This is a genomic window from Providencia lanzhouensis (genome assembly GCF_050469745.1).
GTDB classification, from domain to species: Bacteria; Pseudomonadota; Gammaproteobacteria; order Enterobacterales; family Enterobacteriaceae; genus Providencia; species Providencia lanzhouensis.
On record NZ_CP174123.1, the window covers coordinates 3,918,414 to 3,940,988 of the forward strand.

The window sequence follows — 22,575 nt, forward strand, 5'->3', positions numbered from 1 at the left end:
AATTATCGATTGCTTGCCTTTTATCCATTTCGTCGAGAAAGAGAGCATTTTTTCCCTCTTTCTCGTCTATTAGATGAAATTTTACCCACAAAATATTTTTACGATGGGCTTTTATCATGGCGACTAAAGCTGCGGATCACAAAATAAAGCCCGGAAACCGTCAATAAAAAGATAGCCCCTACAATCAGTGACAAACGCGTTTCTGGGTTAATCGCCATCCCCACCAGCACACAGGCTAAAAACAGCAGCGTGGCGTAGTTCACCCATGGAAACAGAATCGATTTAAACGTATGCCCTGCCATCTGCTGCTGGTTCTGCTTACGAAAACGTAGCTGGCTGGTCAAGATCACTAGCCAAGGCACCATTCCTGGCAAGACGCTTGCACTATATACATACACAAATACCTGTTCAGGGTTTGGAATGATATAGTTCAAGCTCGACCCTGCAACCAAGCATAAGATAGTAAAACCGACACAACGCGCCGGAACGCCGTTTTTCGTCAGTTTTAATAGTCCACTCGGTAACTGCTTATTTTGCGCCAGCGCGTATAACATACGCCCGCCGCTGTACATGCCGCTATTGCAGCCAGACAATGCTGCAGTGAGCACCACAAAGTTAATTACCGCCGCTGCCGAGACAATCCCCACTTTAGCGAATGTCATCACAAACGGGCTGCCTTGTTGCCCGACTTCTGTCCACGGGAACAGCGTCACCACAATAAAAATGGCGCCGACATAGAAAATAAGAATGCGCCACAGAATATTATTGATGGCTTTTTTCAGTGTCACTTGTGGGTTTTTGGCTTCTCCTGCGGTGATCCCGACGAGCTCAACTCCTTGATAAGATGCCACCACGATACACAACGCAAATAAGAAACCTTTCCAGCCGCCAGCGAAGAATCCGCCATGCTCGGTCAAGTTAGCCAATCCAATCGGCTCGAAATTATTGCCAAGACCAAAGAAAATTAGCCCCAAGCCAATCAAAATCATCACCACAATCGTGGTCACTTTGATCATCGCAAACCAGAATTCTAGCTCGCCGTATAGCCTTACTGCGGCGAGGTTTGCCAGTGCCACCAACGCAACGGCAACCATCGCAAATATCCACTGGGGCACATCAGGGAACCAATACTTTGCATATTCCCCTATTGCAGTTATCTCTGAAATTCCAACCGCGACCCACATAAACCAATAACCCCACGCGGTTAAACATCCCCAAAAAGGACTTAAATATTTATAACCAAATGAAGCAAATGAACCAGTGACTGGCTCCAGAAAGAGCATTTCGCCCATAGAACGCATGATGAAGAAGACAAATAACCCTGCGATAATATACGCCAACAATACGGATGGTCCCGCCCACTTCAACGTACTCGCTGAGCCCATAAATAGCCCAACCCCAATTGTCCCGCCCAAAGCAATCAGCTCAATATGACGGGCTTCTAGCCCTCGCTGAAGACCTTGCTGTGGCTTATCCATAATTTCCCCTGTCGATAATAACCATTCGATATTCGCAGCTCTAATAGCCATAACTTTTTAGTCATCGCGGCTGGTTGTCGAAAATAAAATAAAAAATACAATCCCCCAAGATACCGTGAGATCCCTTAGGTTGCATCTATTTTTGAACAATTGTAGGTATATTTGAAGATAGAATGGGGGCGCCAGAAATAAATAGACCCGCATAATGCGGGTCTATTCAGTCGGAAAAGCGCTTAAAGCTTACCACCGTAGTAGTAGCCTAAAAACTTCAGCAATTTAAACTGTCGTTTAATTCGTGTTGGTTGGGAAAGTAAGCGATACAGCCATTCTAGCCCTAAGTTTTGCCAGACTTTAGGCGCACGCTTAACATGCCCGGTGAACACATCATAAGTTCCACCGACGCCCATATACAAAGCATCAGGATGCACAACACGGCAATCACGCATAAAGATTTCTTGCTTAGGAGAGCCCATCGCCACGGTCACAATCTTGGCACCGCTCGCGTGAATACGCTCAAACAGCGCACTGCGATCTTCTGCCGTAAAGTAGCCATCTTGGGAATCCACAATGTTGACATTCCATTGTGCGCGTAGCTTCACTTTAGTCTGCTCAAGAATTTCTGGCTTGCCGCCCACTAAAAATACTGGGGTGCCTTCTTTTCCTGCGCGCTCCATTAAGCCTTCCCATAAATCGGCACCTGCCACACGAGAAACCTCGGCTTTTGGATATTTACGGCGAATAGCACGCACAATGCTGATCCCATCGGCATAAAGGTATTCCGCCTGCCCTAATAAGGTATTCAGCGCAGTATCTTGCTCTGCGATCATCACTTTCTCTGCGTTGATAGCCACTAATGTGCCTGTTTTGGTCTTACCGTCAGCAAACAGATAGTCCAAGAAATGGGCCATGTTTTTAAAGCCCCAAATATTATGACCTCTGATGCTATATTGAGGAATTGACGACTGTTCCATGATGCTCCTTTTAACGGCTTTCCCGTTGACCACTTTTTAAATATAAAGCGGCTTTGGTACGAATAAGACCGGCACTTTCAAATAACCAGTACAGTAATTTAGCTAACACTAAACATAGCCCGAAGACTAAGCAGAAAAAGACTACGCGCGAGACAAAGGAATCGACCCCTTCACGAGCTAATACAATCATGTTGAAGATGGCGCCGAAACAAAATGCCTGCATAATCGCAGCCTTGTAACGGTTGGATTCTTTTAGACTTAACCCATAAATCCAATCAAACCATTTAATGATCATGCCCACCACGATAGCGCCCAGCGGGATAAACAGCACGCCCCCCATGACCACCAGCGAGCCAATTAACGTAGGCGAAATCGCTAACCCAGAATGGTTATTCAGCACTTCCCAGGTAAAATAGTTAGCCGAGTTTAATACCGTATCAGGGCGTTCAGGCCATACCCATGCTGGAATAAACACATAGAAATCACGGATAATCGGCGCTAAACCTTGGAATTCCATTTGGTCATAATAGCTGAGCAATAATCCTAAGTTTTCCCATGGCGAGAACGTATCGCGAGTTAGATACAAGAAGGTGTAAAACGCTTCGGCACCGCTCACATCAAGACCGTAACGCTTGAGAGCTAACCAGAACATCCCAACAATACTTGCCACACCCGCCGCTGCCAGCATCCAAAGCGTGATCCAGCCTCTGACAATCCCGATAAATAGGAACAGGGCAAATGCTAAGATAATGTTGGCACGGGTTCCGCCTACAATCACATAAGTTAAGAAACCGAATGAAACCGTGCTAATCAGGAAGAAAATCCAGCGTTTTTGTGTGGGTTTCAAGAAATAAACAATCAGCATTGCAGGGATAAAGAAGTAGAAAAAGCGCTTCAATGCCACGCCCGACACCTGACTGGAGAATATCTGGCTATAGGATTTCAACTTAAACAGCAAGAAACCGTTATCCATGAAAAAAATGCCTACAGTAACCACCGCCACGGCAATCAGCAGTAGACAGGTCAGATTGGTTTCCACCTTATTCATACTAAATACGGCGCGACGCTGGGTATCCACGCGCTTAGTTAAACGCGTTTTGTACGTCACGTAGTAAATGGCGTAGAAGCTGGTTGACGCCAACATGGCATACATCAAGTAATCTGCGGGGACGATTGCCACGTCAAACTGGAAAACCAATGCACAAGTCAGCGGGAATCCGAAGTAAAACGTCAGCAAATACAATAAGGTAAAGAAAATATTAAAATTAAAGCGCACGCGCAAAAACTCTTTATACATCAGCGTGCCGATAAAGATAATAGAGATTAGGTAGATAAGCGCTAAGCCACCCAATTCAAGCAATGTCATGCTTTCGCCTCCGCAATGCTGAGGATCTGTTTCCAGCCATCAGTAAAGTTAGGCGCAAAGAATTCAATATGCTGTTTATTCAGCGAATTCATTTGGCGTTGTGCTTCATCCACTAATGGCAGAGTCAGCTCATCACCATAGAAAAAGACTGGGACATTCTGCGCTGTTAAATCTTGCCAGAAGGTATTTTGGCGACTAATGACAAAAGGAATAGAGAACTGAATAAGCAAACAAACCGTTCCAACCCCTTGTTGGCGATTAAAAATAAAGTAGCCAAGATCGCAGGTTTTCAGCAAATTCAGGTAATCATCGAACGCCATACGTTCTTTAAGAATATCCACCTGCCCCTGAGGGAATTCGCTTTGTGCTGCTTGCTCAACTTCGGCAATATAGTTTTGGTTATTCGCTGGGTAGCCCATCGGGACTATCACCTTCACCTTGTCACCAAATTGCTGTTTAATCGCGCTCAGCGCTTCCACATGACGATTAGAGCGGTCACCTGAGTTACCGAGCAGGATAGTTAATTGCTCGCCCTCACGAGGCTGACGTTCGTTTAGCGTCAATGCCGGATCCATACGCGTCGGGAAATAGAGAACCGACGATGGCACATTAGGATTCGACTGCTGAAAATGGCACAAATCTCCCCGTGTTGCACAAACGTGCCCCACTTTTTTTTGAGCCAGACGACGTAGAATATAAAACAGCTTGAATTTCAGTGAGCTAGATTCTTCATAGAGATCAGCGCCCCAAATATGCCACCAGAATTGATGGGATTTTATCTTGCCAAAAAGCAGTGCTAACCAAATTGGCGCATTAAATTGCCCATGGAAGAAAAAGCGTGTACGACGCTCCGCTTTCGCGCGACGAATAACGCTATCTGCAATAGATTGTTTGCTGTCAAAAACTTCAATTTCAAGCATCGGATAGGCAGCAGCAAGCTGCGCATCCTGGCTCACCACCATAAAATGCGGCTTTTGTGACGGTGCCATCTCTTGGCAAATAACGTTATTAAAAAACGTTAAAACCGTCTGATTATGATGCGGGAGATCAGATCCCAGTACATGTATTAAGGTTGTCATGCTCGCCTACGGTAGATCAAAAATACGCAACAACAGAGAGTAAAATATACGATATAGGTCGCCATATAGGCTTGTGTCGCCCCCACCGCGCCATGTTCAGGAATAAACCAATGGGCAAAGCCCGTTAACAGAACAAATTGGCTAACTTCCGTAAGAACATAAAAACGTAGCGCTGCTTTCGCGATGACGAGATAACCAAAGACGTAAGCACCCACTTTCAATACATCGCCGACCAGCTGCCAAGCAAACAGGTCTCTCATCCCTGTAAACTCTTTTGAGAACAGCAGCCAAATCGCAAAATCACGCAGCAGCCAAACCGTAAAGCTCACGGCGGCAACAGCCGGTAATACAAACTTCAATGCCTTAACAATTTCGGCAGAAATTTCATTTTTATGCTGTAAACGGGACAGCGTGGGCAGTAAATATACCGAAAATGTTGCTGTGATGAATTGTAAATAGGCATCCGAAATCGTGGTAACGCCCGTCCATAATCCCACTTCATCCCAGCTATAAGTCTGTGCCAATAAATTTCGCATCATGATATAGGCAACAGGCAGTGTGATTGCCGTGAGCATTGCCATGATGGTGAACTTACCTAAATTAGTGGCAATAGCTTTATCCCATGCGGGTTTTAGTGATGACAACGCAAATTGTTTACGTCGAATAATCATCCCAACCGCAGGCAATACCACTAAAGCGGGTACCAATGCTAGCCCTGCAAGTGCGCCATCATAACCTCCCATCAGATAGCATAAATAATAGGCGACTACGCCGATTATGCTACCAAAAATGATGGCCGTCGCATTCCCAGCAGCGTCTCGGTAACCTTTCAAAATCGCCAAGAAATAGTTCGCATACGCGATACCCATTTGAATCAAGGCAACCATGCGGATCACGCCACTGTATTGCTCAGTATCAAATAGTGCAGCACTGATAGGGGCGCTACATAGCAAGAAAATAATCGCCAGTAACGTTGAAAATCCGAGGATTATCGTTGAAGACGTTCCCAGCACAGCCCGTAATTTCTGCGGATCTTGATGGTGTTCTGCCACATATTTTGTGACGCCATTGAAGATCCCAGCACCAGACAATACGCCTAGCACCGTAATTAATTGGCGGAAGTTCCCCGCCAGACCCACACCACTCGGGCCAAATGAGACTGCAAATAATTTCACGATCAACAGGCCCACCCCGATTTTAATCAGGGTAGACCCAGCAGTCCAAACCGATGCTTTAGCGAGTGACATTAGGCAAAGAACGCTTTGATTCGCTCAATAACCACTTGTTGCTCGTCGTCTGTCATGTTGTAGAACATTGGCAGGCGCACTAAACGGTCACTTTCAACCGAGGTGTATTTGTCTTCACCGTGGAAATAGCCGAATTCCAGTCCAGCAGGGCTGGTGTGCAGTGGCACATAATGGAACACCGTCAAAATACCATGGGATTTCATATACTCATTGAACGCTGTGCGCTCTTCCACATCTTTGAGTTTGATATAGAACATATGAGCATTATGTTTCAAATCTTCCGGTACGGTTGCTAACACTAAGCGACCGGCAGCCACCAGTGGTTGTAACGCTTGATAATAGCGATCCCACAGCAGTAAGCGACGTTCGTTGATTTTGTCTGCTTCTTCTAACTGCGCCCATAAATAGGCTGCTTGTAAGTCAGATAACAGGTAGCTTGAACCGATGTCACGCCAAGTGTATTTGTCCACTTGACCACGGAAAAATTGACTGCGGTTTGTACCTTTTTCGCGGATCACTTCTGCGCGGTTAATCAACGCCTTATCATTGATTAAGGTCGCACCACCTTCACCACCCGAAGAGTAGTTTTTGGTTTCATGGAAACTATAGCAACCAATATGACCGATAGTACCCAGTGCTTTACCTTTATAGGTGGACATCACGCCTTGCGCTGCGTCTTCAATCACAAATAAATTGTGTTTCTTCGCAATCGCCATGATGGTGTCCATTTCGCAAGCCACGCCTGCGTAGTGAACAGGAACAATTGCACGTGTACGATCAGTGATTGCCGCTTCAATTTTGGTTTCATCGATATTCATCGTATCTGGACGAATATCCACAAACACAATTTTAGCGCCACGTAACACGAATGCGTTAGAGGTCGATACGAAGGTAAAGCTTGGCATGATGACTTCATCGCCTGGCTTAATATCAATCAGGATCGCTGCCATTTCTAATGAAGCGGTGCAAGACGGCGTTAACTGGACCTTCGGACAGTTAAAACGTTTCTCCATCCACTCTTCACAACGCTTAGTGAAACCACCATCCCCGCACAGTTTGCCACTTGCCATGGCCTGCTTCATATACTCAACTTCAGTACCTACAACGGGTGGTTTATTAAATGGAATCATGTTGTCCCCTGTATAACCAATATGCTGTGCTGGCGATAGCCGCACCGCTACGTGAATAAAGATTTAACGCCGCAACATTGCTCATTTGTGTGGCAACATTTAACTGTCTTTTTTGGTGTTGCACACACCACTGATACGCTGCTGACATTAATTTCCGACCGATACCGCGTCCTGCTGCACTTGGCGTTGCCGCTAACAGCCCAATTCGCGCTGTATTTGCATCAAGGCTGCGTAGGCTAACGAAACCTAAAATATCACCTGCATTATCTCTAAGGAGTAAACAGGTGTGGTCAAAGGTGCCGAGAACGGCTTTTTCTATCCATAATGCATAAAACCGACCGCTGTCCCCTTCATGGTACCAAGGGGTTCTAAAGCGGCTGTTACTAAACACAGAGGCCGCGGTGTCGCGCAGAGAAACAATATCCCCTGTTTGTGCAACAACCACATTATCCGTCTCTGATAACGCTGTGTTTAGATAAGCATTTTCTGTGCCAATAGTTAACGCAAAATCAATTTCGCCTTCAACAAAACTGAATCCCATACTGGCAAGTTCATCGATTTTAGCTGTTTCGGATGCCGCGACTTTCGCTTGCACAATATCAAACTTATCCAATTGATAAGAAAGAATAATTTGCGCATCAGTCGCGGCGAAATCCAGTTTCGCCGTTGAACGTTTGAAAAAATCAGATTCCCAATCTAGGGGATCAATATTGGCGCGGACGGACACGAAGTAAGTCCTCTAAATATTTGCCATAGCCTGTTTTATTCAGGCGAGTTGCGGCTTCTTTAACTTGGTCGTCTGATAACCAGCCATTGCGCCATGCAATCTCTTCTAAACAAGCCACTTTAAAGCCTTGGCGTTTCTCAACGGTCTGAACAAATGTTCCAGCTTCAATTAAGCTGTCATGAGTTCCCGTATCTAACCAAGCGAATCCACGACCAAGCAGCTCAACACTAAGCTCGCCGCGCTCTAAATACATTTGGTTGATAGAGGTAATTTCTAATTCACCGCGCTCAGAAGGTTTTACTTGTTTAGCAAAATCAACCACTTGGTTATCATAGAAATATAAACCCGTTACTGCCCAGTTTGATTTTGGTTGTTTTGGTTTTTCTTCGATAGACAACGCTTTGAAATTGTCATCAAATTCCACCACACCAAAACGCTCAGGATCCATGACTTGGTAGCCGAATACTGTCGCGCCTTTTTGGCGTGCCGCGACTGACATTAATTTAGGGCTGAATGAGTGACCGAAGAAAATGTTATCGCCCAGCACTAAGCAGCAAGAGTCCCCATTAATGAACTCTTCACCAATGATAAACGCTTGAGCCAGCCCATCTGGAGAAGGCTGTTCCGCGTAGCTCAATTCGATACCAAACTCATGACCGTCGCCCAGCAAACGCTGGAACATTGGCAAATCATCCGGCGTCGAAATCACTAGAATTTCGCGGATCCCTGCCAGCATTAACACTGACAGCGGATAGTAGATCATTGGCTTGTCATAAATCGGCAGCAACTGTTTTGAAATGCCGCGAGTGATCGGGTGCAAACGCGTTCCCGAGCCACCAGCCAGAATAATACCTTTCATATTGCCTCCTAGCTGCCTAAGCCCAGACGTTCACCGGCATAGGAGCCATCTTGCACACGACGCCACCAAGTTTCGTTGTTTAAATACCACAGAACCGTTTTACGGATCCCGGATTCAAACGTCTCTTCAGGTGTCCAGCCTAATTCACGCTCAATTTTATCGGCGTCAATGGCGTAGCGCATATCGTGACCAGGACGATCTTTCACATACGTGATTAAGTCGCGGTAATGAGCAACCCCTTGAGGTTTCTGCGGGTGCAGTTCTTCAAGTAATTCACAAATTGTTTCAACCACTTGAATATTACGACGCTCGTTATGACCGCCAATATTGTAGGTTGACCCCGGCTGTGCTTGAGTGGCCACTAAATGCAGCGCACGGGCATGGTCTTCCACAAACAGCCAGTCGCGAATTTGCTCACCTTTGCCATACACTGGCAGCGGCTTGCCGGAAATCGCATTCAAAATAATCAATGGGATTAACTTCTCAGGGAAGTGATAAGGACCATAGTTATTTGAGCAGTTGGTGATCATGGTCGGTAAACCATACGTTCTCTGCCACGCACGCACTAAATGGTCGCTGGACGCTTTTGAGGCTGAATATGGGCTGCTTGGTGCATACGGTGTAGTTTCCGTAAAGAAGCCATCTGGACCTTCCAAGTCACCATACACTTCATCGGTTGAAATGTGATGGAAACGGAAAGCCGCTTTTTTACTATCTTCAAGTGCAGACCAGTAATGACGAGCCGCTTCTAACAGTGTGTAAGTACCCACTATGTTGGTTTCGATAAATGCCGCTGGACCATCAATTGAGCGGTCAACGTGGCTTTCTGCCGCTAAATGCATCACAACATCAGGCTTGTGTTCAGCAAACACTTTATCCAATGCAGCGCGGTCACAAATGTTCACTTGTTCAAAAGCGTAGCGCTCGCTATTGGCGACTTCCGCTAATGATTCCAAATTGCCCGCGTAGGTTAAACAGTCAACCACAATCGCGTGATCTTTTGTGTTTTCAATCACATGACGAACAACAGCAGAGCCGATAAAGCCGGCTCCACCTGTAATTAAAATACGTTTCAACGCCATACTCCTTTTGTATCCACAACCCATTTTTGTGGGATAGCAGAACCTTGGATACCTTTAAACAGGTTATGGTCGACTAACATCAGGATCACATCCGCTTCGCTCACAGCAGTTTCAATAGAAACCAGCTCCGCAATACCTTTCAGTGCAGTTGGTAATTCGTGAATATGTGGTTCAACTGCAAATGTTTTACCTGGGTTCCAGTTCGCAACCATTTTGGTGATGTGCATTGCTGGGCTTTCACGCAGGTCATCGATGTTTGGTTTGAACGATAAACCGAAACATGCGATTTTGATTTCATTCGCTTTTTTGCCAGTTTCCACTAAGCAATCAGCCACTGCGGCTTTCACTTGATCAACAACCCAGATTGGCTTGCCATCGTTAACTAAACGCGCAGTGTGGATTAAACGAGATTGTTTTGGGCTTTGTGCCACGATAAACCATGGATCTACTGCGATACAGTGACCACCAACGCCTGGGCCCGGTTGCAAAATGTTCACGCGAGGGTGACGGTTTGCAAGGCTAATCAGTTCCCAAACATTGATATCTTGGTCTGCACAAATCAGCGATAATTCGTTAGCAAATGCGATATTGACGTCACGGAAGCTGTTTTCCGTTAACTTGCACATTTCAGCTGTTCTTGAGTTAGTGATTACACACTCACCTTCTAAGAAGATGTTATACAGTTCGCTAGCACGCAGTGAAGATTTAGGTGTCATCCCGCCGACAACACGGTCGTTTTTGATCAGTTCAACCATCACTTGACCCGGCAGTACGCGCTCAGGGCAATATGCCACGTCGATATCTGCTTCTTCACCAGCTTGGTGAGGGAAGGTCAAATCAGGGCGAGCTGCTGCTAACCACTGTGCCATTTGCTCAGTCGTACCGACTGGAGATGTGGACTCCAGAATCACTAAATCACCTTTTTTCAGGACTGGTGCGATAGATTCAGCTGCCGCTTTCACGTACACCAAATCAGGCTCATGTTCACCTTTGAATGGTGTCGGAACAGCAATCAGGAATGCGTCTGCGGGTTGTGGCTTGGTGAAGGCTTTTAGGTGACCTTCTTCAACTGCTTTTTTCACCACAACGTCCAGCTCAGGTTCCACAATATGGATTTTACCTTGATTGATAGTGTCAACAGCATGCTGGTTGACATCTACGCCGACAACCTGCTTCTTACGAGATGCGAAGGCTGCCGCTGTTGGTAAACCGATATAACCGAGGCCGATAACAGAAATAGTTTCAAAACTCATAATTTCACCTGATTGCTTTTTAATGCTGCAAGAATACGCTGACAAGCATGACCATCACCATACGGGTTATGTGCGCGGCTCATTTCGTGATATTCCGCTTCATCTGTCAGTAACCGATTAACTTCATTTACAATGGTTTTTGTATCTGTACCCACTAAACGGACTGTTCCTGCATCAACAGCTTCAGGGCGTTCGGTGGTATCTCTCATAACTAAAACAGGCTTGCCTAAAGATGGCGCTTCTTCTTGAATACCGCCGGAATCCGTTAAAATCAGATACGCGTGGTTCATCAAATAGACGAACGGCAGATATTCTTGAGGGCTAATTAAGATAATATTATCAATACCATGCAGAATACGTTTTACAGGCTCACTCACATTCGGGTTTAAGTGAACAGGGTAAACCACTTGAACATCAGGATGAGTTTGAGCGATATCCGCTAATGCATGGCAAATGCGCTCAAAACCACCACCAAAACTTTCACGGCGGTGACCTGTTACAAGCAACATTTTTTTATTTGGATCGATAAATGGGTAATTTGCGGCTAACTCAGCCATCATGTTTTGGTTACCCATTACCTTCTCTTTGACCCACAACAGCGCATCAATGACCGTATTACCAGTCACAAAAATATGGCTATCGGGAATGGATTCATTGAGTAAGTTTTGGCGCGAGTTTTCTGTCGGCGCAAAATGGTACTGAGCAAGGTGCCCCGCAATTTTACGGTTACCTTCTTCTGGCCATGGAGAGTAGAGGTTCCCTGTGCGCAGTCCAGCTTCAACATGCCCAACGGGGATGCGATGGTAGAATGCCGCAAGACTGGTTGCCATTGTTGTGGCGGTATCGCCGTGCACAAGGACAACATCGGGTTGGAAATCCGCAAATACTGCCTTTAATCCTTCCAGAATACGGCAAGTAATATCGGTTAAATCCTGACCTGGCTTCATAATGTTGAGATCATAATCAGGCGTGATCTCAAATAAGTTCAGTACTTGATCTAGCATTTCACGGTGCTGAGCGGTGACACACACTTTCGCTTCAAAGTCTGCATCATCAGCAAGAGCATGAACCAATGGAGCCATTTTAATGGCTTCAGGCCGTGTGCCGAATACAGTCAATACTTTCACAGTGACTCTCTTATATTTTCTTCGCAGTTTACTGCTTTCTTTAGTTTTAATGATGCTATTTCGCCACCGACCTTGCCGCCGGTGGCGAATATGACATTACGATGGGCGACGGCGAGACAGTACCACTCCGGCACCTACTAACATACCAATTGCACCCCACAGAACAGTAATAAATGCTCTGCGCGGACTATCGCGTTTGATTGGATCTTCAGGCGTTCGCAGATAACGATACGCATGGAAATTATCTTGAAGAACAGGCTCAACATTCAGCGTCGATAACATCGCCACATTCTGATCATAATCCGTATCAAAATCTGGACCCGTTGCTTTTAATGTCTCAATTTGAGCTTGCAGTAATGGAACTCCTAACATAAACATTTTTGAGTCGGGAATTTCATCCACTGGCGTGGTCGTTTGATTACGTAAAATGCCTTGTTTTTCCGCTACTTTTAGGGCTTGTTCAAGGCTATTTAGACGACGATCATACGCTGCCGTTGCGACCATCGCTTCACGTTTAACTAACGCTTTCATTGATTGGGTTTTGGTTGCCCACGTCCCTTTCAATTCATCATTCAAATTTGTGGTTGCGCGTTGATTAGCAAACTCAATATATTCACGTAAGAGTTGGTTGCTGTCTGTTGCTGTCTCAGCCACTAACTTCACGCTATCTGTTGGGTTTTTAAGTGCATCAGCTGGCGTATATTCGATATTGTTGATTAGCTCATCCAACAATGCCGCATCCGCTTTCGGATCATTCTCCAAACGCTGTTTATAATACTCAGTACCTAACCAAAATTGGCGGCGAGTATCGTAAGAACCAAGTTGTTTGGTAAATTCTTCATAAGCTTCTTTGGCAATCGTTGGTAATTGCCCTTCTTGCCCCACCGCATTAATACGAGAATCAAGGTTGCGCAGAAACTGTTGCTGAGAATAATAACTTCCCAGATTGTTCACAGTTGGTAAATCCGTGATAGCCGTTGTGCTCCACTTCGGCTGCATAAAATAGGACGCTCCCAGTGCAATCGCAGCAAAAATCACTGCACATGCGACGATCCAAATTTTACCCTGCCACAGTGAGCGGCATAAATCACGAATATCTAACTCCGCTTCAAGCGAGGTTTGATGTTGATTAGGTTGCGTTTCTGAGTTATTCACTGCACAGAACCTCTATAGTTCGTTTGTCGTTACCGGACCGCACTCTTACGCGCACGACGTCTAATTCGTTTGATAAAACGGGCGACTTTCCATGCTCGCTTGATGCAGTAACCATACATCATAAATACAAGCAAAAATAATGCCAACATTACCCATTCAGGAACGAATGAAAGGCGCTCGCCAATAATACCAATACACGCAAGAATTGCCGCAGCCAATGTGATGATTACAAATGCCCCTTTCGGGGTAAAACCTGAGCGCATAATCAAGTGATGAATATGCTGACGATCCGGTGAAAATGGACTCATACCTTTACGAATACGGCGGTACATAATTGCCACCATATCCATAAGCGGAATAGCAATAATCCATAATGCAGTCACTGGGTTGATTGGATGAACGTCTTCTTGTGTTGATGCTACCAAAATCCAAATAATGGTAAAACCAATCAACGTACTTCCCGCATCACCCATGAACACTTTAAAGCGACGCCCTAAAACACCCATATTCATGAGGATATAAGGAAGGATAGCCGCTATAAACGCAAAACACCAAAACGCTAACGCATAGTTACCATTTTGATACAGTAAGAAACCAAGGGCACCAAAGGAAACCGAGGACAAGCCGCCTAACAGGCCATCAATACCATCAACCATGTTGAAGGCATTGATCGCAGCCCAAACGGCAAATAAGGTGACGATATAACCAAATGGCCCAAGTACCAGTTCCCAAGGACCAAATGCATGGCCTAGAGATTCCAGTGACAGCCCACCCGCAGTCATCATTATCACGGCGACAATCGCTTGAACTCCAGCACGTAACTTCACACTGATGTCAAACCTATCATCCAGTGCACCAACGAACACTAAGAGCCCCGCACAAGCAATATATAGCCACTTATGGGGAATATATTCTTCTGTGATCATAAACGCGAAGCAAACGCCAAAGAAAACAGAGATCCCCCCAACCAGCGGAACCAATCCTACGTGTTTCTTCCTGAAATTCGGTTTATCAACCAAGCCAATTTTTTTAGCTACGATACGCGCGACAAAAATAAAGGCTAAGGTAAACAAAAAGACATAGAAGAGATTACTCATAAAGTGTGTGCTATCCACTGTTCTACTCTCTTATATTTCTATCTAACTTTTAAACACTAAAACTTTTGGTTGCTGTGATAGAAGTCCATCACACAGTATTCGAACAAAAATCAATCGTACGCTAAAACACATTTTTCTTGTTTTTAACATGCACAAAACATGCCGAAAAAAACATACAGCTCAAATTCAGCATAAATAAACAGTTTTGTGTGACAAATTTAACCTAAAGATTTTATCCTTTAATAAAGCAAGATGCATGCCATAAAACACAATCTCAGATTTGTTAACCATGATTTATGATTGTTTCCATCTAAACGAGTAAACATCACCCATTGGTTCTACTTAAGTATAAAAATTAATGTAGAAAATACCATCTTCTAGTGAATAAGCTAGTATCCGTTAATTATTTTATTTTACACATAAATAAAGTAACTCATGCTCATGTTGATAAATAATAAAGACTATTGTTTTGTGAATACTCACAGTTCATTGATAAAAAAATAGGCGCTCTAATTAGAGCGCCTATTTCTATACTCATAATCCTAACGAGACTATGCTCTTTTCATAAAATCAAAGAACTCTTCGTTAGTCTTAGTCATAGCTAATTTGCTGATAAGGAATTCCATTGCATCGATTTCGCCCATTGGGTGAATAATCTTACGCAGGATCCACATTTTTTGCAGTTCATCTTGAGAGGTGAGCAGCTCTTCTTTACGTGTACCAGAGCGGTTGTAATCAATCGCAGGGAAAACACGTTTTTCAGCAATTTTACGGGACAGGTGTAATTCCATGTTACCTGTTCCTTTAAATTCTTCGTAAATTACTTCATCCATTTTTGAACCGGTATCAACTAACGCGGTTGCGATGATAGTCAAGCTACCACCTTCTTCAACGTTACGAGCAGCACCGAAGAAACGTTTTGGACGATGTAATGCGTTTGCATCCACACCACCAGTCAATACTTTACCTGAAGAAGGTACGACGGTGTTGTATGCACGAGCAAGACGAGTAATAGAATCCAGTAAAATGATAACGTCTTTTTTATGCTCAACCAGACGTTTCGCTTTCTCGATAACCATTTCAGCAACTTGAACGTGACGCGCAGCTGGCTCATCAAATGTCGAAGCGATCACTTCACCTTTAACTAAGCGTTGCATTTCAGTAACTTCTTCTGGACGCTCATCGATCAGCAGAACCATCAATACGCAGTCAGGATAGTTGTGGGCAATGTTAGCCGCAATATTTTGCAGTAACATGGTTTTACCCGCTTTCGGAGGTGCAACGATCAAACCACGCTGTCCACGGCCGATAGGTGCGGCTAAGTCCAATACACGCGCAGTTAAATCTTCAGTAGAACCGTTACCACGCTCCATGCGCAGACGATTATTGGCATGTAATGGGGTTAAGTTTTCAAAAAGGATTTTGCTGCGGGCGTTTTCAGGTTTGTCAAAGTTAACTTCGTTAACTTTCAAGAGGGCAAAATAACGTTCACCTTCTTTCGGGGGACGAATTTTTCCTGAAATGGTGTCGCCGGTGCGTAGGTTAAAGCGGCGAATTTGGCTAGGGGAAACATAGATATCATCAGGGCCTGCGAGGTAAGAACTGTCTGCTGAACGGAGGAAACCAAATCCATCCTGCAATATTTCCAGTACGCCATCGCCGAAAATATCTTCTCCACTTTTAGCATGCTGCTTCAAAATTGAGAAAATAATATCCTGCTTTCTCATACGGGCTAAGTTCTCTAGCCCCATGTTTTCGCCTAACGTAATCAGTTCTGATACTGGCGTATTTTTTAATTCGGTAAGATTCATAATGGTGGGTTCTTTAACTCGGGGTATTTCTCGAACTATGAACGTAAATTGGAGGCAACTTTTATAGTGAACCTATGAAGCGCCAGTTTAACTTTATAGTGCCCTGTTGATAGATATGGACTCATAACCAACAACAATGCATTAAAATTTGTGCTAGCTACAACTAATATTGCTGTGAAGGTGTTGTGACTAACGAAAGCGTTATAATCATCAAGATGACATGCCGCATATTATTAGAAACGTAATCAATATTAGCAATAGTTTTTTATACATTTTAGGACAACATCTTATCCCTAATACAGCCCATTTATTTTACTCAAGACTTAAGCCACAGTGATACAACCATGAATTATCAACTTTATATTAATAATCAGTAACTAAAATTGGCATTGAACAGAACTGCAAGCTAGACGTTTCAGAAAAGAGCAAAGGCAAACAAGGTAATTCTTACGGGTACTCTATGAGGAATGCGGATAACTTATCATGCTTAAATGGGGACGTCTAGCGACTCTCTATATAAAATAAATGCGCCGCTAAACGTTTTGGCTTATATAAAGCTATAACTTACAGATTTTCGTCTAGAAATTCTTTCAGTTGAGTTTTAGATAAAGCACCAACTTTAGTTGCAGCTACACTGCCGTTTTTGAATAATAACAGTGTAGGGATACCGCGAATACCAAATTTTGGGGCAGTCGCTGGATTATCATCAATATTCAGTTTTGCGATAGTCACTTTGCCTGTATATTCTTCAGCAACTTCATCAAGGATTGGCGCGATCATTTTACAAGGTCCACACCATGCAGCCCAGAAGTCGACTAAAACAGGTGAACTTGCATTTAGAACGTCTGACTCAAAACTTGCATCAGTAATATGTTTAATTTTGTCGCTCATGTTGTACTCCAAAGGATCATTTTTACAGACATAGTGTAACATTAATTGGCAGCAGTATGCTTTATTTCAAAAGATACGCTTTCGTAAACCAACCGATAACTGATATTCTAACATACTATGAGTAAAGCACACTTGACAGAAAAGAAGTTTTCCGACTTCGCATTGCACCCAAAAGTCATTGAAGCACTTAATAAAAAAGGCTTCAACTTTTGCACGCCTATTCAGGCGTCTACCCTGCCTTATACTGTCGAAGGCAAAGATGTTGCGGGGCAAGCACAAACAGGTACAGGTAAAACGTTAGCATTCCTAACGTCTACATTTCATTTTCTCTTAACTCACCCGGCAATTGAGGGGAAAAAAACCAATCAGCCACGTGCGCTGATTATGGCTCCGACTCGCGAATTAGCCGTACAGATCTACTCCGATGCTAAAGAGCTCGCTGAGTACACTGGTTTGAAAATGGGTCTAGCCTATGGTGGTGATGGCTATGACGAACAATTACGCGTACTACAAAACGGCGTTGATATCCTTATTGGAACAACGGGTCGCCTTATTGATTACGCAAAACAAGGTCACGTTGATTTAGCGGCTATCCAAGTTGTTGTTTTGGATGAAGCTGACCGTATGTATGACCTCGGTTTTATTAAAGATATTCGTTGGCTATTCCGCCGTATGCCTGGCGCAGCGGACAGACTCAACTTATTGTTCTCCGCAACGCTCTCTTACCGTGTTAGAGAATTAGCGTTCGAACAAATGAACAGCCCGGAATATGTGGAAGTTGAACCACTACAAAAAACCGGTCACCGTATTAAAGAAGAGTTATTTTATCCATCCAACGAAGAAAAAATGCGCCTGCTGCAAACGCTACTCGAAGAAGAGTGGCCTGAGCGTTGCATTATTTTCGCAAATACGAAACATCGTTGTGATGATATCTGGGCTCACCTTGCAGCTGATGGTCACCGCGTCGGTTTATTGACTGGCGATGTCGCTCAGAAAAAACGTCTGCGTATTTTAGATCAGTTCACTCAAGGTCAAATTGATATCTTAGTTGCGACTGACGTTGCCGCTCGTGGATTACATATACCATCAGTAACTCATGTATTTAACTATGATTTACCTGACGATTGCGAAGACTATGTACACCGTATTGGACGTACAGGTCGTGCGGGTGAAAGCGGAAATTCTATCAGCTTAGCGTGTGAAGAATACGCACTAAACTTACCTGCAATCGAAGAGTATATTCAGCACTCTATCCCTGTCAGTAAATATAACAGTGATGCACTGCTGAGCGACCTGCCGGCACCAAAACGCCGTCATCGTCCGCGCCCAAGTGGTCCACGCCGCAATTCTAATGCGCCGCGTCGCCATAATGGCCCACGTAATAACCATAAACGTGCAGGCTGAGTAAATACCCTATGCTGAAATCTTCTTCTCTGTATGCTGCTATCGATTTGGGTTCCAACAGCTTTCATATGCTGGTTGTTCGCGAGACCGCAGGTAGCATTCAGATTATTTCTCGGGTTAAACGGAAAGTTCGCCTGGCTGCGGGTTTAGATAAAGATAATGTTTTATCTGAGCAAGCCATGGAGCGAGGCTGGCAATGCCTGCGTCTCTTCTCAGAACATCTGCAAGATATTCCTAACTCGCAAATTCGAGTTGTGGCAACCGCGACATTGCGCCTTGCCAAAAATGCCGATGTTTTTATTGAGAAAGCCAGCCAGATCCTCGGAAATCCCGTGAAAGTGATCCAAGGAGAAGAAGAAGCTCGCTTGATTTATCAAGGCGTCGCCCATACAACCGGCGGTCCAGAGCAACGCTTAGTGGTTGACATCGGGGGCGGCAGCACCGAACTTGTCACCGGTACAGGCGCTAAAGCTCAGTTACTTTATAGCCTCGAAATGGGTTGTGTAACTTGGCTTGAACGCTACTTTAGCGACAGAACGCTAACAGAAGAAAACTTTGCTCAAGCCGAAGCAGCAGCTCAACACGTCATTGCGCCTATCGCAGATGCCCTTAAAAATCACGGGTGGAAAATTTGTGTCGGCGCATCAGGCACTGTACAGGCGATTCAGGAAATTATGATTGCTCAAGGGATGGATGAACTCATCACCCTGAGTAAATTACAGCAACTGAAGCACAAAGCTATCCAGTGCCATAAATTGGAAGAGCTTGAAATCGAGGGTCTCACGTTTGAACGTGCCCTCGTTTTCCCGAGTGGCTTATCGATTCTGATCGCGATTTTCAAAGCACTGAATATCGAAAATATGACATTAGCCGGTGGCGCTCTTCGCGAAGGCTTAGTGTATGGCATGCTTGAACTGCCTATTGAGCAAGATATTCGCGCACGCACGCTACGCAATATTCAGCGACGCTTCCTTGTGGATATTGAGCAAGCTACCCGCGTGCGTCAGCTTGCTGAACATTTCTACCTGCAAGTAGTCAAAGAGTGGGAATTAGATAGCCGTTGCCGTGATTTGTTATCCAGCGCTTGTGCATTACATGAAATTGGGCTGAGTGTTGATTTTCGCAAAGGTCCAGAGCACGCAAGCTATTTAATCACTCACCTTGATTTACCAGGCTTCACTCCCGCGCAAAAACGTTTTCTCGCTGTTCTTCTCAAGAACCAGCAAGGTCAAATCGATCTCGCTTCCCTGAGCCAACAAAATGCACTACCCATTCAGCAAACTTACGCATTATGCCGTTTATTACGACTAGCCATTATTTTCGCCAGCCGTAGACGTGATGATACATTACCAGCATTGCGCCTTAATGCTAATGGACAGGATTTAACCATCGCATTGCCGTACCGCTGGCTTGAGGAGCACCCTTTACGAGCTGAGAATTTACAGCAAGAGGTTCAGTGGCAAGGGTATGTGAATTGGCAATTGGCCTTAGAAGAGCGTAATAGCTCCAATTGATATCGTTCTAAATTGGTGATGATAGGTTCCCACCTTGTAGTGGGAACTCTCTTAAACTCTTTCGCTACTGATCGGTTTTCTTATTTAACCCTAAGCGTGCCTTGATATCCGCTAAAGCAGACTGCCCTTTTTGCATTCGCTCTTCAGCAGTAACTACTTTTCGTTGCTGCTCCCACACCAAATCATCTTGCGGTAATTCCATCAAAAAGCGGCTCAGTTCAGGGCGGATCAGTTCACCGTATTGGCGACGCTCACGGCTATGAGTAAAGAATAACTCTCGCTGTGCTCGCGTAATACCCACGTAAGCCAGTCGGCGCTCTTCATCAATATTATTTTCATCGATACTACTTTGATGAGGTAATAATCCCTCTTCCATTCCAACTAAAAAAACATAAGGAAATTCAAGACCTTTAGATGCATGCAATGTCATCAACTGAACCTGATCTGAATCTTCATCATCTTCCCCACGTTCCATCATATCGCGCAATGTAAAACGAGTGACAACCTGATTGAGCGTCATTGGGTCATTCAGCTCATCCCCTTCAATCATTTCGCTCATCCATGTAAACAATTGATTGACGTTTTTCATTCGCATTTCGGCGGCTTTGGTACTGGCAGAGGTTTCGTACAACCAGCTTTCGTAATCCATCTCCCGTAAAAGATCCCGTACCGCTATCAACGGTTCACGCTCCGAAATCCGGACTATCCCTTCCATCCAATGAGTGAAACGTTGCAACGCTTCCAACCCTTTCCCTGTTAAAGTCTGTTCCAGACCTAAATCAAAGCTGGCGTGATATAAGCTTTTGCCTCGTTGATTCGCCCATTCTCCCAATTTTTGGATAGTTTTAGGGCCAATTTCTCGGCGTGGCGTATTCACAATGCGCAAAAAAGCGCTGTCATCTTCAGGGTTAGTCAGCACCCGCAAATAAGCTAAAAGATCTTTAATTTCAGGACGCGAGAAAAATGATGTTCCACCTGAAATTCGGTAAGGAATGCGGTTTTGCATCAGCATTTTTTCAAAAATACGCGACTGATGATTACCGCGATACAAAATTGCATAGTCTTTATATTGGGTTTTATTAATAAAGTGGTGAGCAATTAATTCACCAATCACGCGTTCCGCTTCATGGTCTTCATTATTTGCTGTCAGCACCTTTAATGGCGCCCCGAAGCCCAATTCAGAAAATAATTTTTTCTCGAAGACATGGGGGTTATTGGCAATCAAAATATTAGCGGCTTTTAAAATACGACCTGATGAGCGGTAATTTTGCTCCAATTTAATCACATTCAGCTTTGGAAAATCTTGGCTGAGTAATACTAAGTTTTGCGGTCTTGCGCCACGCCAAGAGTAAATAGACTGATCATCATCGCCAACGACGGTAAAGCGGGCACGGCTACCCACCAGCAATTTCACTAACTGATACTGGCTGGTGTTCGTATCTTGGTATTCATCCACCAGCAAATAACGGATTTTTTGCTGCCAGCGCTCCCTAACTTCTTCATTATGATACAGCAGCAATGTTGGTTTGCTGATTAAGTCATCAAAATCCAAGACATTACAACTTTTTAAATGCAGCTCATAGCGGCGATAGCACTCAGCAAAATGATGCTCTTTTTCCGTTCTCGCTTGCCCAACCACTTGCTGAGGAGAAATAAGATCGTTTTTCCAATTTGAGATCGCAGAGATCAATTGTTGGAGAAGATCTTTATCTTCTTCAAGCAAATCAAACGTGAGTTCTTTCAGTAATGCCATTTGGTCTTGGTCATCAAACAAAGAAAAATTGGCTTTGATCCCTAGCGCCTTATATTCACGTTTGATAATTTCCAGTCCCAAAGTATGGAATGTGGAAATAATTAACCCACGGGCTTCTTTTTTACCTAATGTTTGCCCCACACGCTCTTTCATTTCGCGCGCGGCTTTATTGGTAAATGTCACCGCCGCAATTTGCCGAGGTTGATAGCCACAATGGCGGATCAAATGCGCAATTTTATTGGTAATAACCCGTGTTTTGCCCGAGCCTGCCCCGGCCAAAACAAGGCACGGACCATCTACATATTCAACTGCCTGTTGCTGGCTAGGATTTAATCGCATGGTTTCTCTGCATCACTTAGTTATTCAAAAAGGAATTCGCTACAGATTGTAGCAGAAACCGACCCAACTCTTGAGCAACGATCCTACCTATTTATAAAAAACAAAAAACCACATCATTCATCAGAGCGATGTGGTTTTGTTTGCTTTCTGTTTTTTGTTTTTTATAACAGCCATACATTTTTCTAAACTATTCGCGTTAGAGGAAGGCGGCAAAGGAGGTTATCCCAAGGAGCATACATTAGTATGTGACTTGGGTAACCGAGCGCAGCCAACGCGCCTATCACGCGAAGAG

Annotated in this window: 18 protein-coding genes; 2 read left to right on the forward strand and 16 right to left on the reverse strand. The window is 44.4% G+C overall.

The genetic code is table 11. The features are described 5' to 3' along the window. Positions 1–98: 98 nt before the first annotated feature. The 15 genes from thrP to trxA form a co-directional block, all read right to left on the reverse strand. Positions 99–1,478 carry a bifunctional threonine/serine APC transporter ThrP gene (thrP, locus tag ACIH2S_RS18320; RefSeq protein ID WP_108478785.1) on the reverse strand — a complete coding sequence of 460 codons (1,380 nt, stop codon included), beginning with the start codon at positions 1,476–1,478 and terminating at the stop codon, positions 99–101. A gap of 233 nt (positions 1,479–1,711) precedes the next feature. After that, complete coding sequence (wecG, locus tag ACIH2S_RS18325) at positions 1,712–2,449, reverse strand: lipopolysaccharide N-acetylmannosaminouronosyltransferase (protein ID WP_430247833.1); 738 nt, start codon at positions 2,447–2,449, stop codon at positions 1,712–1,714. Between the two features lie 10 nt (positions 2,450–2,459). Next, entirely contained in the window at positions 2,460–3,815 is a 1,356-nt protein-coding gene (wzyE, locus tag ACIH2S_RS18330) for an ECA oligosaccharide polymerase (protein WP_154599723.1), read from the reverse strand. Continuing rightward, positions 3,812–4,894, reverse strand: a complete 1,083-nt coding sequence (locus tag ACIH2S_RS18335; RefSeq protein ID WP_108478783.1) for a TDP-N-acetylfucosamine:lipid II N-acetylfucosaminyltransferase — start codon at positions 4,892–4,894, stop codon at positions 3,812–3,814. The genes wzyE and ACIH2S_RS18335 overlap by 4 nt, the downstream gene beginning before the upstream one ends. Then, entirely contained in the window at positions 4,891–6,141 is a 1,251-nt protein-coding gene (gene wzxE / locus ACIH2S_RS18340; RefSeq protein WP_036948828.1) for a lipid III flippase WzxE, read from the reverse strand. The genes ACIH2S_RS18335 and wzxE overlap by 4 nt, the downstream gene beginning before the upstream one ends. Then, positions 6,141–7,271: a dTDP-4-amino-4,6-dideoxygalactose transaminase gene (gene rffA / locus ACIH2S_RS18345; protein WP_036948826.1), complete on the reverse strand. Its 1,131-nt coding sequence runs from the start codon at positions 7,269–7,271 to the stop codon at positions 6,141–6,143. Before rffA ends, wzxE begins: the two co-directional genes overlap by 1 nt. Next, positions 7,258–7,998 (reverse strand): dTDP-4-amino-4,6-dideoxy-D-galactose acyltransferase, encoded by a 741-nt coding sequence (gene rffC / locus ACIH2S_RS18350; protein WP_036948823.1) that lies wholly within the window; start codon positions 7,996–7,998, stop codon positions 7,258–7,260. The genes rffA and rffC overlap by 14 nt, the downstream gene beginning before the upstream one ends. Beyond that, entirely contained in the window at positions 7,976–8,857 is an 882-nt protein-coding gene (gene rfbA, locus ACIH2S_RS18355; protein ID WP_036948820.1) for a glucose-1-phosphate thymidylyltransferase RfbA, read from the reverse strand. Before rfbA ends, rffC begins: the two co-directional genes overlap by 23 nt. 8 nt (positions 8,858–8,865) lie before the next feature. Further along, positions 8,866–9,939 carry a dTDP-glucose 4,6-dehydratase gene (gene rffG, locus ACIH2S_RS18360; protein ID WP_181477694.1) on the reverse strand — a complete coding sequence of 358 codons (1,074 nt, stop codon included), beginning with the start codon at positions 9,937–9,939 and terminating at the stop codon, positions 8,866–8,868. Further along, on the reverse strand, positions 9,930–11,192 hold the full coding sequence (gene wecC / locus ACIH2S_RS18365; protein ID WP_036948818.1) for a UDP-N-acetyl-D-mannosamine dehydrogenase: 1,263 nt from the start codon (positions 11,190–11,192) through the stop codon (positions 9,930–9,932). Before wecC ends, rffG begins: the two co-directional genes overlap by 10 nt. Beyond that, the gene (wecB, locus tag ACIH2S_RS18370) at positions 11,189–12,319 is read right to left on the reverse strand and encodes a non-hydrolyzing UDP-N-acetylglucosamine 2-epimerase (protein WP_108478780.1); all 1,131 of its coding nucleotides are present in this window, start codon (positions 12,317–12,319) and stop codon (positions 11,189–11,191) included. Before wecB ends, wecC begins: the two co-directional genes overlap by 4 nt. Before the next feature lie 96 nt (positions 12,320–12,415). Next, complete coding sequence (gene wzzE / locus ACIH2S_RS18375) at positions 12,416–13,474, reverse strand: ECA polysaccharide chain length modulation protein (RefSeq protein ID WP_272535503.1); 1,059 nt, start codon at positions 13,472–13,474, stop codon at positions 12,416–12,418. 29 nt (positions 13,475–13,503) lie between these two features. Continuing rightward, a complete protein-coding gene (gene wecA / locus ACIH2S_RS18380; protein ID WP_036948807.1) occupies positions 13,504–14,571 on the reverse strand; it encodes a UDP-N-acetylglucosamine--undecaprenyl-phosphate N-acetylglucosaminephosphotransferase in 1,068 nt (355 codons plus the stop codon). A gap of 551 nt (positions 14,572–15,122) precedes the next feature. Continuing rightward, positions 15,123–16,382 carry a transcription termination factor Rho gene (gene rho, locus ACIH2S_RS18385; RefSeq protein WP_004915469.1) on the reverse strand — a complete coding sequence of 420 codons (1,260 nt, stop codon included), beginning with the start codon at positions 16,380–16,382 and terminating at the stop codon, positions 15,123–15,125. 564 nt (positions 16,383–16,946) lie between these two features. Further along, complete coding sequence (gene trxA, locus ACIH2S_RS18390; RefSeq protein WP_036948804.1) at positions 16,947–17,273, reverse strand: thioredoxin TrxA; 327 nt, start codon at positions 17,271–17,273, stop codon at positions 16,947–16,949. 117 nt (positions 17,274–17,390) lie between these two features. Here trxA and rhlB point away from each other — a divergent pair, with 117 nt between their 5' ends. Together rhlB and gppA are read left to right on the forward strand one after the other, a co-directional pair. Continuing rightward, complete coding sequence (gene rhlB / locus ACIH2S_RS18395) at positions 17,391–18,677, forward strand: ATP-dependent RNA helicase RhlB (protein WP_036948801.1); 1,287 nt, start codon at positions 17,391–17,393, stop codon at positions 18,675–18,677. 11 nt (positions 18,678–18,688) lie between these two features. Further along, complete coding sequence (gppA, locus tag ACIH2S_RS18400; protein ID WP_036948798.1) at positions 18,689–20,191, forward strand: guanosine-5'-triphosphate,3'-diphosphate diphosphatase; 1,503 nt, start codon at positions 18,689–18,691, stop codon at positions 20,189–20,191. Between the two features lie 64 nt (positions 20,192–20,255). Here the strand turns inward: gppA and rep are convergent, their stop codons facing one another. Beyond that, positions 20,256–22,283, reverse strand: a complete 2,028-nt coding sequence (gene rep / locus ACIH2S_RS18405) for a DNA helicase Rep (protein WP_108478778.1) — start codon at positions 22,281–22,283, stop codon at positions 20,256–20,258. Positions 22,284–22,575 lie beyond the last annotated feature (292 nt).